Raw genomic sequence first — 16,725 nt, 5'->3', positions numbered from 1 at the left:
ATTATTTGATTATACCTTTTTGATACCATTGAGCTGAGGCTTCAACTTCTTGAGAGGTTAATTGATGACCTCTATTCTCCCAATGAATTTCTACATTCGCATTTGCCTTTTCTAATAAAGATTGTAATTCAGCAGATTCTAATGGCGAGCAGATAGGATCATTGGTACCAGCTGCAATAAATACTGATTTCCCTGTTAAATCAGGTAGTTCAATTCCTTTTCGCGGCACCATGGGATGATGAAGAATCGCACCCTTTAAAGCATTTTGATGGTGAAATAATAAACTCGCAGCAATATTAGCTCCATTTGAGTAACCTATCGCAAGAATATTATCTCGATCAAAATCATACTTTTCGGAGGCCTCATCTAGAAACTCGTTTAACTCTTTTGTTCGAAAAATAAGATCTTCCTCATCAAATACCCCTTCTGCTAATCTGCGAAAAAATCGAGGCATTCTATTTTCTAATACATTCCCACGAACGCTTAGTACATTTGCCTCAACATCAATCATTCCTGCAAGTGGCAGCAGGTCTAATTCATTGCCTCCTGTACCATGAAGCAATAACAACGTGGGTTTTGTTTGATTTTGCCCCTTATTGAATATATGTTTCATTATTTATCTCCCTCCAGAACTCGAACCTCTACAGGCGGTAAGATTTCTTCTAATTCTTCTCTTTTTGACTCTAGCCAAGATGGCAACATAAGTTTTTCCCCAAGTTCAGCGACTGGTTCATCCACTGAAAAGCCTGGTGGGTCGGTAGCTATTTCGAAGAGGATACCCCCTTCTTCATGAAAATACACTGCTTTGAAATAGTTTCGATCTCGAATTTCTGTTGGATAGTATCCTTTGTCTTGAAGAAGAGATCTCCATCTGAGTAAATCCTCTTCATCCTTTGCTCTCCATGCTATATGATGAACTGTTCCTGCTCCCATCAGTCCCCTGACTGATGGGTTTAACTGAATATCAATCGTATTTCCAAAATGTCCTTCAGATTTAAATCTTAGGAATTCATTTTCCTGCCCAATACATTCCATTCCTAAAGTATTTTCCAGCACTTCCGTCGTTTTATGTGGCTGTGCAGAAAACAGAACAGCGCCGCCAAACCCTCTTATCGCATTCTCAGCTTGAATTCCCCCAAAGTTCCAAGTATTTATTGGACCTTCATCTCTTTCTATCAGTTCAAGCTGGAGTCCGTCTGGATCGTTAAATTTCAAATATTTCTCACCAAAGCGATTGGCTGAAGTAAATTCAATTCTGAATTGTTGGAAACGCTTCTCCCAGAATTTTATTGTACCTGTTGGAATAATGTAGCTAGTGACTCCAACCTGACCTGTACCAATTCGACCTTTTAGCTGTTTTGCCCATGGGAAAAACGTAATTACTGTTCCTGGTTCTCCTGTTTCATTCCCAAAATAAAGATGATACACTTCTGGACGATCAAAATTGATTGTTTTTTTAACAAGCCTTAACCCAAGTACACCTGCATAAAAGTCAATATTCCTTTGTGCATCGTTTACCATCGCTGATATATGATGAATGCCTGCTGTTTTCTGCATTTTTTACTCTCCACTTCATAAATGGGATTTTAAGAAGTTATTTAGGCCTTTCTATTTCAAAAATCTCACCGATTTTGGCGTAATTATTCCCTGCTAATCGACTTACCGCAGCTAAACCTCTAGCATCAATTCTTCCATTTTCATAAATTTCATCTTCAATATGAAATTGAACCACTCTTCCTATAATAAAATCACATCCAGGACTATCCGAACTTCCCAATTCTAAAGAATGCTCTAATGAACATTCCATTCGAATTTTTGCTTCTTTCACACCTGGTACCGAAATTTTTACACTATCCACTGAAGTCAAGTTTGCTAACTTAACTTCACTTTGATCAGAAGGAAGACTTGCAGCCGTCTTATTTATTTTTTCAACATTATGTTCGTCAACAATATGGACCACAAATTGCTTGGAGTCGATGATGTTTCTGGCTGTATCCTTTTGACTCCCCTCTGAACGTTGAATAGATAATGAAATCATCGGCGGATTGGATGAGACGATATTAAAATAACTAAATGGTGCACCATTTAAAACGCCATCTTTTGAAATGGTTGTCACGAAAGCAATCGGTCTAGGTATGATGCTTCCTATTAGAAACTTATAATTTTCTCTTTCAGACATTAAGGCTGGATCAATTGAAAGCAAAGAAATCATTCCTTTTCGTATAATCAGTCTAGTTCTCTTACTTCAAATGGAAGTAATCTGCGTTCAATTTGTTCTCTTTTGGGTTCATACTGTGCAGGCAACATCAATTTTTCTCCCATGGTTTCTTGTGACTCATCATGAGCGAAGCCTGGAGGATCTGTTGCAATTTCAAATAAGATTTCTCCGTGTTCTCTGAAATAAATGGCATTAAAATAGTTTCGATCTTGTACTGGAGTTACGCCATATCCATTTCCTGCAACATACTTTTGCCATTCCAATTGATCCTGGTCATCACTAGCCCGCCAAGCGATGTGATGTACGGTCCCCACACCCATTCTTCCTCGTCCAATCGGAGTAAATTTCAGGTCAATGACATTTCCGATCTCAGCTGAAGAACGATAACGGGCGAAATCTCCTTCTTTACCTACGAATTCAAGTCCCATAACATTTTCTAACAAATCTGCCGTTTTATTGGGCTGTGTTGATAATAGAGTAGCTCCGCCAAACCCTTTGATGGCAACCTCTGGAGTTACCCCGCTAAAGTTCCAATTATTAACTTCTCCTTCTTCTCTTTCAACAATTTCAAGGTGAAGGCCATGTGGATCATCAAATTCCAAATATTCCTCACCGAATCTTTCCATTTTAGTAAAAGAGACTTTGAACTTTTCTAATCTGTTTTCCCAAAATTTCAATGCACCTTTAGGAACAACATATGAAGTAACTCCTACTTGACCATCACCAATGGTTCCTTGATGAGCCCCTGCCCATGGGAAAAATGTGATGATTGTTCCAGGTTTTCCTCCTTCATCACCGAAATAAAGGTGATACGTGCCAGGATCATCAAAGTTTACCGTTTGTTTCACTAGGCGTAATCCTAAAACACCTGCATAAAAATCAACATTCTCCTGTGGATGTCCTACAATTGCAGTGATATGATGAATACCCATTGTTTTCTTACTCATTTTGAAACACTCCTTTTTAATGTATAATGCCTAAAATGGATTAAATTATTGATAATAATTATAAATCAAGATTCTCTAATTCGAGATATTTTAAAATAAAAAAGCATCCAATGCATATTTTCCAGGTCCAATTAATGCTAGACCAATTACTACCGCTATCAACGTCAAATTATATTCGTATCCATTTTGTGTTGCCCAATATCCATTAGGAGCATGAACCTTTACAATTGCCATTACCATTGTAGCTGCAATCATGATCCCTGCAAGGGGAGTAAGAAGTCCTAATGTAAACATTAATCCCCCAATTAATTCTGCTAATCCTGCCATGAGGGCCAACATCACACCTGGTTTCAAACCGAGCGACTCCATCCAGCCTCCTGTACCCTTTAAGCCATAACCACCAAACCAGCCAAATAATTTCTGTGCGCCGTGAGCCATGAATGACACACCAACGACTAACCTTATAATTAATAATCCAATACTCATCATTTTATTTTCCTCCTATTTTCACTTATCTCGACTTCGAGATATTAATTTAAAAAATTTATTATTACACTTTGTTACTAACTTTCTTTAAACAATGGACCATCAACTCGGACTCATCATCTGTTAAATCTTCAAAAATAGAATTAATCATATCTTGATACTTCGGCATGATGTTTTCCATCATTTCCATTCCTTCAGCTGTTAAGGTTACATGAATAACCCGCCGGTCTTCTCTACAGTCATTCCTTTTTATGATTCCTTTTTGTTCAAGTTTATCAATAACATACGTCATCGAGCCGCTAGAGGTCAGGATTCTATTTCCAATCTGCTGAATTGTTTGTTTCCCTTTGTAGAAAAGTACCTCTAAAACAGAAAACTCGGTAATACTAAGATTATTTTTGGACATTTCGTCTCTTATTCGTTCCTGAATGCCCTTTGAGGTTTGCATTAGTAGCAAAAATGGATGGTTAGTACATTTCCTTTCCATATTCACACCTCCTAGTTAAATATCCTTAATTAATATATCTAGAATTCGAGATATTGTCAATACTTGTTTATAATTTAATCTATAACTGTTTTTCTCCAAATAACCCCAGCCGAATCACGGACTTTATAGAGCGTCTTCAATAAAGCTATGGACTTCATCAAGTTGGAATACACGCATTTTACGTGGCAAGAAACACCGTAACTCTTCTTCATTAAACCCTACTTGTAATTTTTTTCATCAAGGATTAATGGTTTTCTTAATAGCCCAGGATTCTCTTCAATAAGCGTATACAATTCTCGGAGTAAAAGAGAGTCGATATTAATATTTAGCTTCTGGAAAGCTTTTGACTTAGTTGAGATAATTTCATCGGTGCCATCCTCTGTGAAGTGAAGGATATTCTTAATCTCATCTACTGTAAGCTTTTCAGAAAGGATGTTTCTTTCTTTGTAAGGAATTTGATTCACCTCAAACCACGCCTTTGCTCTTCGACATGAAATACAACTTGGTGTAATAAATAAAGTTACCACTTTAACACCCCCTTAATGTTTAGTTAGTCAGTTCGACATATATTAATTAGCTTCTTATCTTATCTTGAATTTAAATATCTTGAATTAGAGATACTTAAATTATAAATCATCTTCCTCATTTGTCAACAACAAATATTAAAAATGCATTTTAACCTTCCAAATGCTATCCCCTGGCTGCATATTCCAATAAAATCTCATGCAACTTTAATTGATTTATTCTGTCATGTCTACTATAATGTATTTGGGTTACTTAAAGTATCCATGTTACTTTAAGTATAAAAATTTTTTGAAGTGAGGTAATTAAAATGAATATGTTAGAATCAAAAGTAATTACAACTAGATTAGAAAAAGAAATTTATATAGATGAAAAAGCAAATATTAACATTAGCGGGTTTCGTTCTTTTGATAAGAACACTCCCTTTTATGAATTTATGATTGGACTGGATCTAATTCGGATTAGGGATAATGAATATTATGGAACTAAAAAAAGCTACGTTAGTATAAGAATATCGGAAGATTTACAATCTCTTTTCGTATTAGAGCCTGATGTCGAAAGTATTTTTGCCATCAAAAATAAACAAGAAAAAGAAGCAGCTATTGAATTAATTCATTATTTATTGGTTGATTCACAAACTTTTAAACAATTGGTCTCAGAAATGATCAATAACCTAAAAAAATTAAATGTCGTTACTGGATTTGAAATCAAGGAAGTAAAGGCTAAACTGGCTGTGCTAGAGAGATTATTAAATGTCATTGATGAAGATATAAAATTCATGATTAGAATGGAAAATATAGCTTAGAATTGATAGGGAGAGAAGCCTCATAAATGGCTTCACTCCCTTTTTTTGTATGGTCACTTACAAAAAAATTATAAACACCCTTATCTATGACAAGGGTGCTAACAAAAGTTTATTTAGAAATCCGGTTTTGTAACTCTTCTCTTTCTGCTTCATATCCTGGCTTTCCAAGGAGTGCAAACATGTTCTTTTTATAAGCTTCAACACCTGGCTGATCAAAAGGATTTACCCCCATTAATAATCCGCTGATTCCACAAGCTTTCTCAAAGAAATAAACCATTTCCACGAAGGTATATTCATTTAATTGATCCAGCTCGACAGATAGGTTAGGAACTCCTCCATCGACATGGGCTAATACTGTACCTTGTGCTGCATTCTTGTTAACATAGTCCATTGTTTTCCCAGCTAGATAATTCAATCCATCCTGATCGGTCTCTTCTTTCCCAAGAGTGATATCTAGTTTAGGTTCTTTTACAGATACAACTGTCTCAATAAGGTCTCGGCGCCCTTCTTGGACATATTGTCCCATCGAATGAAGATCCGTGGTGAAATCGACAGAAGCAGGATAGAGACCTTTTTGGTCTTTACCTTCACTTTCACCAAATAACTGTTTCCACCATTCTGATACATAATGAAGAGATGGTTCAAAGTTTACCAAAAGTTCAATTGATTTTCCTTTACGATAAAGAGCATTTCTAACTGCAGCATATTGATAACTTTGGTTTTCTGCCAAGTTAGGATTACTATACTTTTCCGCAGCAGCTGCTGCATCATTTTATCAATATCTAAGCCTGCAGTTGCGATTGGTAATAATCCTACTGCGGTTAACACAGAGTATCTACCGCCAACATCATCAGGTATGACAAAGGTTTCATAGCCTTCTTCATCGGCAAGTGTTTTTAAAGCTCCTTTAGCACGATCCGTTGTGGCATAAATACGTTTTTTCGCTTCTGCTTTACCATACTTTTTCTCCAAATAATCCCGGAAAATTTTTAATTTAAATAATGTGTAGGGCGTTATTTCCAAGCCTAGCAAGGACTTTAATCGCAATATTCTTATCGCGCCATTTAAGGTTTGCAGTATCGATAAAAAATTTTATAATATATTCCTCCGATTTTTATTAAATAATGTTTTTAGTTTTTTTCGACAGTATGTCCGCCAAATTCATTTCTTAGTGCGGCTACAACTTTTCCTGTAAAGGTATCATCTTCAAGGGAGCGATATCGCATTAATAATGACATGGCAATGACTGGTGTTGCTGTTTTAAGGTCTAATGCTGCCTCTACTGTCCATTTCCCTTCACCTGAGGAATGCATAATCCCTTTAATTTCATCCAAATTTGGATATTTTGAGAATGCATTTTCTGTTAATTCCATCAGCCATGAACGAATAACGGAACCATTATTCCAAACTCTTGCGACCTTTTCGTAATCAAAATCAAATTCACTTTTTTCCAGGACCTCAAAGCCTTCTCCAATGGCAGCCATCATGGCATATTCAATTCCATTATGAACCATCTTTAAGAAATGCCCGCTGCCTGCTTTGCCTGCATATAAGAAACCATTCTCTACAGCTGTATCTTTGAAAAGGGGTTGGACCACTTCCCAAGCTTCAGGATCCCCGCCAATCATATAACAAGCTCCATTTCGAGCCCCTTCCATACCGCCTGAAGTACCCGCATCCATAAATCTCACGCCTATTTCCTTTAATTCATTGTAGCGTTCAATCGATTCCTTATAGTGAGAATTACCTGCTTCAACGACAATATCTCCTTTTTCCAAATAGGGTAAAATTTCACCGATAACGGAATCAACCACTGCATGCGGGACCATAATCCATACAATTCTTGGATGATCCAAGGACTGTATGAGTTCTTTATAACTTGAAACACCAGTTGCTCCATATTGCTTCATATTTTCTACTGCACTTGGATTAACATCAAATGCTACCACTTCGTGATGGTGATCCATTAAATTTCGCCCTAAGTTTAATCCCATTTTTCCTAAACCAATAAGTCCTACCTTCATTATGTTCTCCTCCAATGTTGTAAATAATATGTTTAATTTCCTTAATTTAACGGCCTTCTACTTAGAAGGATTTAAGACATTTTTCTCAATACGTACTACATCATCAGTTGTAAAACTTCTGGATATGCCTGGTGACATCGTTTTTATTTCCTCCAAGCTATTCTTAGTTGAGTAGTACCTTTTCCTTGCTTTCTTGAAGTTTTTCATCCAGCCACCATTTAAAGCCATTTTCCAAGAGCAAGGAATCAGAAGCAGCGGGACCGTAGGAACCTGACTGATATTCATGAAGCGGTACTAGGTTATTCTCAAATACATTAAGAATCGGCTGTACCCATTCCCATGACAATTCAACTTCTTTCCAATGAGCAAAGAAGGTAGAATCCCCGTTAAAAGAATCATATATTAGTCTTTCGTACGCTTCAGGCACTCCTAATCCTATTTGATCATTAGAAAAATTAATCCTAATTGGGGTAACCTTTCCATTATTCAATGGGTTTTTGCAGTTTATTTGTAAGGAAATATTTTCATTAGGATTGATCTCAATAATTAATAAGTTAGGATTAATTTGATTAATTTGATTATTTTTATATTGTTGGTTTTCCTTATTTTCAAATTCAATTACAATCCGGGTTGATTTTTCCTTCATTCTTTTTCCTGTACGGATGTAAAAGGGAACCCCAGTCCATGATGGATGATCGATCCACAAACGGGCAGCAACAAATGTATCTGTCTTGGAATAAGGATTTACCCCTGGCTCTTCTAAGTAGCTTGGAACTTTTTGACTGTTTACCTCTCCTGAAATGTATTGGCCGCGGACAATATCGTATTGAACATCTTTTTCTTTTAAGGGACGAAGAGACTCCATGACCATCCGCTTCTCATGTCTAATTTCTGCTGCATTAATTTTTTTAGGCATATCCATAGCTGTCATCATTAGAATTTGCAGCATGTGGTTTTGAACCATGTCACGAATTGCACCAGCTTGATCGTAATAACCCGCTCTTTTCTCTACCCCAACCGTTTCACTCGCTGTAATTTGGACATTTGCAATATGTTCTTTATTCCAAACCGTCTGTAGAATGGGGTTGGCATATACTAAGGCTTCAAGGTTTTGAACCATCGGTTTTCCTAAGTAATGGTCGATTCGGTAGATTTCTTCTTCCTCAAAGGTACGACTTAGTTGTTCATTCAAGTCACGTGCAGATTGAAGATCATGGCCAAATGGCTTTTCAATGATCAACCGTTTCCAGCCCGTTGTCTGACCAAGTCCACTACTATTTATGTTCAAGGCAATCGTTTCAAAAAAATCTGGAGCAACCGAAAGATAAAACATGCGATTTCCTTCCAAATGTAGTTGCTTTTCACGCTGCTGCACTAACTGAAGTAATGTTTGATAATCTTCTTCACAATTTACATCCAATGTACTGTAGCGGAAGTAATCTAAAAATTCCCCCATATTAGCAGACTCATGTTCTAGGCGTCGTGAAAAATTCAAGATAGAATCTTTCACTTTTTCTTGAAAATCAGTTTGAGAAAGTTCCCCTCGTCCGAGTCCAATAATTGAAATGGACTTCGGTAATTTTTGATCAACATATAAATTGTATAGAGCAGGGAAAATTTTTCTCTTTGTAAATCCCCTGTTGCTCCAAATAAGACAAAGGTCATTGATTCCATCATGCTTCCCCCATGTTCGTATCTATTTTCTCTTATATCAATCTTCGGACTTTCGTTACAAGTTTTTTATCAATAATAGTAATAACAGCATCAGCAAGTCCAACAAATAATCCATTATCAACCACACCAGGTATAAGGTTCAGATTTTTCTCTAATTCTTTTGGAAGCTTAATCTCTTGAAAACTGCTGTCTATAATATAGTTACCGTTATCGGTAAGAAAAGGATTCCCATCCTTTTCCCGCAGCTTTGGATTGCCTCCAAGCTCACGAATGTACTTCATGGTCATCTCATATCCAAATGGGACCACTTCTATCGGCAGTGGAAAAGTTCCTAATGTATCTACATTTTTATGGGAGTCTGTAACGACAATAAGAGTTTTAGCAGCTTTCGCGATTATTTTCTCTCTTAAAAGGGCTCCGCCTCCTCCTTTAATAAGGTCTAAATCTCGATTCACTTCATCCGCACCATCTATGGCTAGATCAATATGATCAATTTCGTTTAATGAAACAAGTGGGATTCCTACATCTATTGCTAATTTTTCCGTTTGTTTGGACGTAGGTATTCCTTTAATAGAAAATCCTTGTTGAACTAATTTCCCAAGCTTAGAAATGGTATAAAATACAGTGGAGCCAGTTCCAAGTCCAACCACCATTCCTTCTTTCACATAATCTACAGCTTTTTCTCCGACTTCTTTTTTTTCATTCAAGGCCATTTGCCCCTTTCACTTAAAGATCTGGAGATTCATTTTTTAATTTAACCATTGTTTCTTAATTTGCTCTTGTGCAAAATGCAAAATTTGTTCTTCTGGTGTGTCCTTTTTAACTATTACATTCGTTAAATAATATTTTCCTTTATAATTTAATTTCACAGTCACTTCTATCATTTGTTTCACCCCTATCCATTTTTCAATTAAATATTTTTATACAACATTTATACACCAAGGAACTTTAAATACGTTTAGTTATTTTATGTAACCTATAATATCTTCCGAATGAATTATCGTCAAGTAAAATATCTCGAATTAAAGATATTTTTTTTTTACAGTAAGGTTATGAGATTTTTTATAGCTTTCTCCAGTTACAAGATTTCAATGGTAAGAGATTGCCCACAAACTCTTAAGGGAAAAATTTATATTACCTCAGTTCATGTATGGCGTTTTGGTTGCCGTTATTCGTTTTTTGGCATGAGTCTAAATATTTCTCATAAAATGTACAAGTTAGTTCATCAATCGGGAGTGATCTTTTTGAGAATAAGCATATTGATTAGTTTAGTAGTATGATCTTTCTTGGTCTTTCTTTTTGGGATGTATTTGTTGCAGCACTTACTTCCGGTTTTTCGAAAACTTCTAAACATTAAGAGTCTAATCGCCTATCTCTATTGTTTCCGGAGTTTCATTAATCGTGTTTGGTATCTATTTTGGATACCAAGTGATTTATGCACTCTGGGTTTAGCTTCATCTTGTCTTTTTTGACGTTCCCATGGATATGCATTTCGTTAAGTTCTTGTCCCTCCATTCATATAGTAAACATATACGGAGGGATGAACAGTATTACTATAGGAGGAGAATATGTTTATTTTTATTGAAATAGCCGTTTTGGGAATGGCCTTATTAAGAGTACTTTCAGGAAGTATTGAAATACTTGCGGCTATACTCATGATTAAGTTTAATTCAGTTGAAAAGGCCCTTTTAGTTAATAGTTCTCTAGCACTCGTTGGCCCTATTATTCTCATCTTAACGACTACAATCGGTGTTCTGGGATTGACGGGGAATATTTCATTGGCCAAAATAGTCTGGATTTTCATCGGAGTTGGCTGTATTTTTATCGGTGTAAAATCATAATCTTCCGTTTAAGTTTCTTTATAGGTTAGAAAATAAAGGAATGACAGGAAAAAACAAACAAAAATAAACAATTGCATATTAATCTATAGAGGGACTAGATACGTTACTTTTACACCATGGGTTTTTGTTGCAAAATTGTAGTATTAGAAAAAAACATTGATCAAAAAGAAGGTCTTAAAATTAAGTATTTTAATTTCTTCTATATTAATCTCATCGTTATCTGACAACTTTAGATTGACTCGATAAGGTTCTACAGGCTGATTTAACCATTCTGAACTACAGGCTTCAGGGTCACAAGAATTTATTAAATCGGCGTCCCATTTATGAGCAGCAATCGGTACACCATAATTTTTTGAAGATGAAAATTGCCTCCTACATGGTCACTATGGTAGTGCTGTTCACAATAAGGTGTAATTCTTCTGGTGAAACGCCGGCTTCTTTAATTAATTGCTCTGTTACTTTCGCATCACTCCCAAAACCAGTATCAATAAGGATCGGGAGCTGATCCTTGATAAGGATCATATTTGCACTTGGAAATTTTCTTTCAAAGAAAATTGTATTGGATTTTTTCATAGGCTATCCCTCCTTATATTTCAATGACTAAACAAAAGCTTCTTCTCAATTTAGATGTGACATATATTCAAATGCGGTTGTTCCATATACGCTTTTAAAGTGTTTATTTAAATGAGATAAATCAACAAAACCATATTCAGCTACTGCTGAATAAATATCTCCATTTTTTTCTATTAACTGCTTTGCACGTTCTATCTTGCAGTTAAGAATGTATTGGTATGGTGAAATTCCAGTATGAACATTAAATAATCTTATAAACTGGAACTTAGATAAATTAAGCTCTTTACACATCTCGTCAAGTTTAAGCACGTTTTCTAGGTTACTATGAATTATATCCTTTGCTTTTCTAATTAGAGCGTTATCTTTCTTATAGTCTGTAGAAAGATTTGTTTGCATAAGGCTGTCTGTGAGGGATACGAGTAATTCACTGCACAAAGCCTCATCTTTTTCGCTTAATATGGCATTAGAAAGACTTAATATTCTTTGTTCAAGTTTATAATCATAGACAATAGGTGTTGAAAAACGTACTATATCCTTTTTCTCCATAACCTCTAAAAGCATAACACCATTTTGATAAGATAATTGTAAATTGCCATCCAGGTTATATTGTTGAATACCACGCAATGTTACCCCTATTGCATACTCCAGGTGAGAATGCTTTTTATACGTAAAATTAGTAATACTTGCTGACAACGCAGTAATACCTGCTGATTTTTTATAGATAAATTTGTCCATCTCATTCACCCCTTTATCTACATCCATATCATCACTGCAGAATAGGCTAAAAATATTGCCATCCATAATACCACCTTTGGATTTAAAAACTGCATTAGGAAGCCTGACCTAAAGGTACCAGTTTCGTTTACAGCTGGTTTTGATGAATCCCTTTTGCAAATTTGATAAGCGAGATAGAACATATATAAGCTTCCGATGATCTGCATAACAATTAAAATTTTAGGTACTATCTCTATAAGGACATTATTCAACATAGCAGAAATAACAAGTAATATACCAAAAGCAATCGTTGCTCCATACGTATATTCTCCATTGTCTTTTTTGCACCAAAACTATGCACTGTCGATAATATGACGATATTAGTAGGTCCTGATGTAAAAGTAACAATAAAACAGTAGATTAAAAAAGATGTAATATTCATAGGAGAACTCCTTTCAAGGTATTCTCATGGAATTATACATCTTAGAATTAAATGGCTTATAGTATATTATTGCAGGATTATCCTCTAAAGTTAACTCTACAAATTTGGGGTGCTGATACGTTATATTTCATTGTGTAGCACAAAATGATTTGGAAACTCCTGCGAATCTTGTGATATCTTCCATTTTCACAAGCAAACTTTTCCATTCATTAATCGATGGTTTTATAACATTGCTTAGTTTACATTTTCCCTAAATTTTTTTACCTATTTTAGTTTTGTTTAGTATATAAAGCGTTGACATCCACTTTTTATAAGTGATACGATAATATATATTAAGAATTTTCTAAATATTTTATAAACAAGTTTAGCAAAGGAAACTAAACCTTCCATAATAGGCATCATGTTCAATATATTTAAGTGATTTTACAAAAGGAGATATAAAAATGAATCCTTCTTACATGACTGTGACCGAAGTAACTGACTATGGCCCGTACATAACGAAAATCATTCTTCCGCTGTCCGAATCTGTTAAATCAGAGATATTGTCGGATGATACTTTTAACGTTTATGTCGAGAGACGAAGCAAAAAAACCGGCGAAGTGGTTCAACTCAGAAAGGATTGGAATTCGAAAGAGATTCATCCTTCAAAAGGATATTGTCGTGTTACAAAAGCGTATACATCAGACGGTGAAGGGAACAAAACCGAAATCGGCAGTCACGCCACACTGGAACTTGAATGTGAGGCAATCGACCGTTTAAACTCAGAAACTGCGTTTCTAGAACAGGGACATAATGTATATGTGTTCTGCGATTTTCGTATAACACAGGTGAAAGAAATACAAACCGATAATGTTTCTATTTCAGGGCTTGTCTATGATCATTTCAGCGGCGGCAAAATGGAGCAAGTCAAAGGTTGGGTAAACAGCCAGTCATCATATGCAGAGATGCGTCTGCGTTTCGGCTATTATTCACCAAATATGGGCAGAGGAAAACGTCCTTTGATCATTTGGCTGCATGGTGGAGGCGAAGGCGGAAATGAAACGGAAATCGCTTATACCGGAAACAATGTTGTAAACCTGTCTAGCAAAAAAGTACAGAGTATATTTGGCGGTGCTTATGTCCTTGCTCCACAAGTCCCCACCATGTGGATGGACGATGGCTACGGATTGTATACTGAGAGCGGTCAATCAAAGTACGTGACGGCATTGAAAGCGCTCATTGATGAGTTTGTCGAATGTCATTCAGACATAGATACAAATCGTATCTACATCGGTGGCTGTTCCAACGGCGGCTTCATGACGATGCGTATGATAATCGATTACCCAGGCTTCTTCGCAGCAGCATATCCTGTTTGCGAAGCCCTCTATGACAAGGTGATCACGGATCAAAATATTGAAGGTATCAAGAATACTCCAATCTGGTTCACACATGCAAAAAATGATACAATTGTTAATCCTGAGACTACAGTAATTCCAACATACGAGCGTCTTCTCAATGCCGGTGCACCCAATGTTCACTTATCATACTTCGATAAGGTTGTAGATATCTCAGGCATTTTTAAGGATTCGGAAGGCACCCCCTTTGAATTCTTCGGCCATGGTACCTGGATTTACATGCTCAAAGACGAATGTGTACTAGATTACGATGGTTCTCCCGTAAAAGTAAACGGCAAAGATGTAACTCTTCTCCAATGGTTGGCGCTACAGTCAAAACAATAACAGACTAGATTCGCAGATCCAATATGTAAAATGCAGTTATTAAACACATTCCAGCAAGAAATATCCTTTCTGAAAACATCGCGTATTGTATAGCGGTGTTTTCTCTTTTTTCATTAATTATCTATCTTCAAGTGTATTATTTCCTTTCTTATTACGGACGGAAAGTTGAAGCAGAAACTTGGTGAACTAGTTTAAGAGAAATTGACGAATTACCTGGTATAAACACAAGAGTTTCTCCATACACATTAAGACAATCGCAACTTCTCTGAAACATAAAGATTATAAAAACGACAATTTATAATAAGTGACAATAAATTGTCTCTAGTTTTCACTTACCGTTCTCAAAAGTACTTTCTTCTACCCTTTTTGATTTGTTTCTCAAACATAAAAAACCTCCAAATATCATTATTTGAAGGCCTGGAACATAACACATTCTTAATTTCACGGTGTCCATACAGTTTCGTTCAAAATGAGAAAAAGACTGTGGAGTGAGAAGTTATGTAAATGATTGAAAATGTTATTTTGGCGGGACTGCGTGGGAATCGAACCCACCAGACCTGGCACGCAGGTCTCAAGCAGTTTTGAAGACTGGACGTCCTTTTTTTGATTATCTTCCTGACCACCTAAAACAGTTTAATCCTCACCAAATCCACTTCAAATTAGTTTTATTAAGAAATGTCACTAGTTTTTTTCTAATCTAAACACTAGTATTAATGTCTAATCCACTAGTTTTAATATACCTTATATCTTTTAGTTTTTCCTTTCGTAACACATCAACAGTGTCTAAACAATCCCCTTATTCTTGAAAGTTCTCAAAACCCCTTAAGATAGCGGCTAGCCTAAGAATCAAACAGCGGCGATGAAACACACTACACAACAGTTTTGAAGTTAAAGGGAAGGTATCTTTTTTGATTCCATTTAGTTTTATATAATGCCGTAAAGTATTGATTTAATGCACTTTTTATAAAGTCATATATCATTTAATTTTATTTAATTAAATATAAAAACATCTAATCTGTGACCAAGTTGTGACGGCTTGTATACCTGTTAGTTATTATTAATAAAACGCAGGCTTATCCCCATCCGTATTTGGTTTGTTCACTCCCAAGCTGCGGCCAACTTCTAATTCTGGAGAAACAACCAATTTAAGCACCAAGTCCGCAACACTCTTCCGTGATACTTCTGTTCCTTTAAAAGGTTCGTCTCTCTGAGTGGTCTCATAATCAATCTCATCTTTGTTCGCTAGCCATACGGGTCTCAAAATCGTATAGTCGATGCCTGAGGCTTCAATAATTTTAGCCGACTTTCGATAGGGATCAAGGATGCTACCCAGGGTACGTTTATTCCATTCGCCGAACTTCCCTGGTATTTCATCATAGATACCAGCAGCACTGACAAAAATCAATCGTTTAACACCTGTTGCCCCATAGCCTCCACAATACTTTTGGCTTGCCGCTCCAAGTCGGAACCTGTTAAGTTAGCATAAACAACATCATATCCAGCCATAGCTTTTTTCAACTTTTCCAGATCGTTGACATCACCTTCAATTACACGTTCCCGATTTGAATCAACCACTCTTATTCTCCTTGAGTTACGTAGATAAAGCGTTAACTGAACGTCGGTCTCGTTAAGTAATAATTCGCGCCAAGAATTATTACACTTCTCAAATTGATACCACCTTTTTTGTACCTGTATTTGCGAGTTTACTCCATTTTTTCGATTGTAACGGTAAATTTACCATTAATACTTTTTAGCTTTTCTACTCCAGACTCAATTTTCCCTATTGAAATATGTCCATTTGCATGTCCAAAATCTTTATAAAAGATCGCTAAATTTCCCCATGGGGAGTAATAAGTGAAATCTCCAACTGAACCATTAGTGCCTGATGGTGCATCTTTTGTAGATAATTTTCTATCTAGATAACTTATTTTTTCGGTTGCTGCATAATCTTCTAATGTTAATGTTAATGGGAGCAAAGTTAAAAAATCCTTGCTAGTAGGATTTTCATACATGTTCACAATTACTTCCTCGTTATTAAAAGTCAGTTTTATTTTCACAAGTTCTTGATTTCTCACAGTAACATCTCCTTCGGTAATATTTTCATTATTTTTATTATTGTCAATAGCTCCGCAAGCAGCCAGGATGAAGGCCATCACTAAGACAAGGACCCTGGATAAGGAAAACACTTTTATCATCTTGTTTTTCTCCTACCTCTATCGAACATGAATAAATAACTGACCTCTCCGCGAATATGAGACTGGTATCTCTGATATT

The 16,725-nt window shown here is 36.0% G+C and carries 15 protein-coding genes and 5 pseudogenes; 3 read left to right on the top strand and 17 right to left on the bottom strand.

Annotated features, from left to right (window positions below; genetic code table 11):
- Nucleotide 1 precedes the first annotated feature (1 nt).
- The 7 genes and pseudogenes from J7E67_RS08390 to spxA form a co-directional block, all read right to left on the bottom strand.
- Nucleotides 2–616, bottom strand: coding sequence for an alpha/beta hydrolase (locus tag J7E67_RS08390; RefSeq protein WP_214716476.1), 615 nt, complete (start codon nucleotides 614–616; stop codon nucleotides 2–4).
- Nucleotides 613–1,557, bottom strand: a complete 945-nt coding sequence (locus tag J7E67_RS08385; RefSeq protein WP_214716379.1) for a ring-cleaving dioxygenase — start codon at nucleotides 1,555–1,557, stop codon at nucleotides 613–615. Before J7E67_RS08385 ends, J7E67_RS08390 begins: the two co-directional genes overlap by 4 nt.
- A 37-nt stretch (nucleotides 1,558–1,594) precedes the next feature.
- The gene (locus tag J7E67_RS08380) at nucleotides 1,595–2,203 is read right to left on the bottom strand and encodes a flavin reductase family protein (protein WP_214716377.1); all 609 of its coding nucleotides are present in this window, start codon (nucleotides 2,201–2,203) and stop codon (nucleotides 1,595–1,597) included.
- Between the two features lie 23 nt (nucleotides 2,204–2,226).
- Complete coding sequence (locus tag J7E67_RS08375) at nucleotides 2,227–3,165, bottom strand: ring-cleaving dioxygenase (protein WP_214716375.1); 939 nt, start codon at nucleotides 3,163–3,165, stop codon at nucleotides 2,227–2,229.
- Nucleotides 3,166–3,255: 90 nt separating this feature from the next.
- Nucleotides 3,256–3,654 carry a DoxX family protein gene (locus J7E67_RS08370; RefSeq protein WP_214716373.1) on the bottom strand — a complete coding sequence of 133 codons (399 nt, stop codon included), beginning with the start codon at nucleotides 3,652–3,654 and terminating at the stop codon, nucleotides 3,256–3,258.
- 61 nt (nucleotides 3,655–3,715) lie between these two features.
- Complete coding sequence (locus J7E67_RS08365; RefSeq protein ID WP_214716371.1) at nucleotides 3,716–4,138, bottom strand: MarR family winged helix-turn-helix transcriptional regulator; 423 nt, start codon at nucleotides 4,136–4,138, stop codon at nucleotides 3,716–3,718.
- Between the two features lie 123 nt (nucleotides 4,139–4,261).
- Nucleotides 4,262–4,665: pseudogene (spxA, locus tag J7E67_RS08360) on the bottom strand (transcriptional regulator SpxA).
- A gap of 305 nt (nucleotides 4,666–4,970) precedes the next feature.
- Between spxA and J7E67_RS08355 the strand changes: the two are divergent.
- A complete protein-coding gene (locus J7E67_RS08355) occupies nucleotides 4,971–5,465 on the top strand; it encodes a hypothetical protein (RefSeq protein ID WP_214716367.1) in 495 nt (164 codons plus the stop codon).
- Between the two features lie 109 nt (nucleotides 5,466–5,574).
- Here J7E67_RS08355 and J7E67_RS08350 read toward each other — a convergent pair.
- The 5 genes and pseudogenes from J7E67_RS08350 to J7E67_RS08330 form a co-directional block, all read right to left on the bottom strand.
- Nucleotides 5,575–6,455: pseudogene (locus J7E67_RS08350) on the bottom strand (glucose-6-phosphate isomerase); the annotation flags it as partial.
- A gap of 140 nt (nucleotides 6,456–6,595) precedes the next feature.
- Nucleotides 6,596–7,489, bottom strand: a complete 894-nt coding sequence (gene gnd, locus J7E67_RS08345; protein ID WP_214716365.1) for a phosphogluconate dehydrogenase (NAD(+)-dependent, decarboxylating) — start codon at nucleotides 7,487–7,489, stop codon at nucleotides 6,596–6,598.
- A gap of 163 nt (nucleotides 7,490–7,652) precedes the next feature.
- Nucleotides 7,653–9,163: pseudogene (gene zwf, locus J7E67_RS08340) on the bottom strand (glucose-6-phosphate dehydrogenase).
- A 32-nt stretch (nucleotides 9,164–9,195) separates the two neighbouring features.
- A complete protein-coding gene (gene rpiA / locus J7E67_RS08335; protein ID WP_214716361.1) occupies nucleotides 9,196–9,870 on the bottom strand; it encodes a ribose-5-phosphate isomerase RpiA in 675 nt (224 codons plus the stop codon).
- Nucleotides 9,871–9,912: 42 nt separating this feature from the next.
- The gene (locus J7E67_RS08330) at nucleotides 9,913–10,047 is read right to left on the bottom strand and encodes a BA3454 family stress response protein (RefSeq protein WP_098932274.1); all 135 of its coding nucleotides are present in this window, start codon (nucleotides 10,045–10,047) and stop codon (nucleotides 9,913–9,915) included.
- 684 nt (nucleotides 10,048–10,731) lie between these two features.
- Between J7E67_RS08330 and J7E67_RS08325 the strand changes: the two genes are divergently transcribed.
- Nucleotides 10,732–11,004, top strand: coding sequence for a YqhV family protein (locus J7E67_RS08325; protein ID WP_214716359.1), 273 nt, complete (start codon nucleotides 10,732–10,734; stop codon nucleotides 11,002–11,004).
- 372 nt (nucleotides 11,005–11,376) lie between these two features.
- Here the strand turns inward: J7E67_RS08325 and J7E67_RS31165 are convergent, their stop codons facing one another.
- From J7E67_RS31165 to J7E67_RS32075, 3 genes and pseudogenes are all read right to left on the bottom strand, one after another.
- Nucleotides 11,377–11,577 carry an MBL fold metallo-hydrolase gene (locus J7E67_RS31165; protein ID WP_251026645.1) on the bottom strand — a complete coding sequence of 67 codons (201 nt, stop codon included), beginning with the start codon at nucleotides 11,575–11,577 and terminating at the stop codon, nucleotides 11,377–11,379.
- Between the two features lie 45 nt (nucleotides 11,578–11,622).
- The gene (locus J7E67_RS08315; RefSeq protein ID WP_214731472.1) at nucleotides 11,623–12,312 is read right to left on the bottom strand and encodes an AraC family transcriptional regulator; all 690 of its coding nucleotides are present in this window, start codon (nucleotides 12,310–12,312) and stop codon (nucleotides 11,623–11,625) included.
- A gap of 62 nt (nucleotides 12,313–12,374) precedes the next feature.
- A pseudogene (locus J7E67_RS32075) lies at nucleotides 12,375–12,733 on the bottom strand (LysE family translocator); the annotation flags it as partial.
- A gap of 443 nt (nucleotides 12,734–13,176) precedes the next feature.
- On the opposite strand from J7E67_RS32075, the gene J7E67_RS08305 reads away from it, so the two are divergent.
- Entirely contained in the window at nucleotides 13,177–14,451 is a 1,275-nt protein-coding gene (locus J7E67_RS08305; protein ID WP_214716357.1) for a prolyl oligopeptidase family serine peptidase, read from the top strand.
- A gap of 1,057 nt (nucleotides 14,452–15,508) precedes the next feature.
- Here the strand turns inward: J7E67_RS08305 and J7E67_RS08300 are convergent.
- Nucleotides 15,509–16,146: pseudogene (locus J7E67_RS08300) on the bottom strand (SDR family oxidoreductase).
- 8 nt (nucleotides 16,147–16,154) lie between these two features.
- Nucleotides 16,155–16,646, bottom strand: a complete 492-nt coding sequence (locus J7E67_RS08295; RefSeq protein ID WP_251026643.1) for a cyclophilin-like fold protein — start codon at nucleotides 16,644–16,646, stop codon at nucleotides 16,155–16,157.
- Nucleotides 16,647–16,725 lie beyond the last annotated feature (79 nt).

The organism is Bacillus sp. ISL-46 (assembly GCF_018613205.1).
The sequence above is the reverse complement of the archived record's forward strand: the minus strand, read 5'-3'. Positions and strand labels throughout refer to the sequence as shown.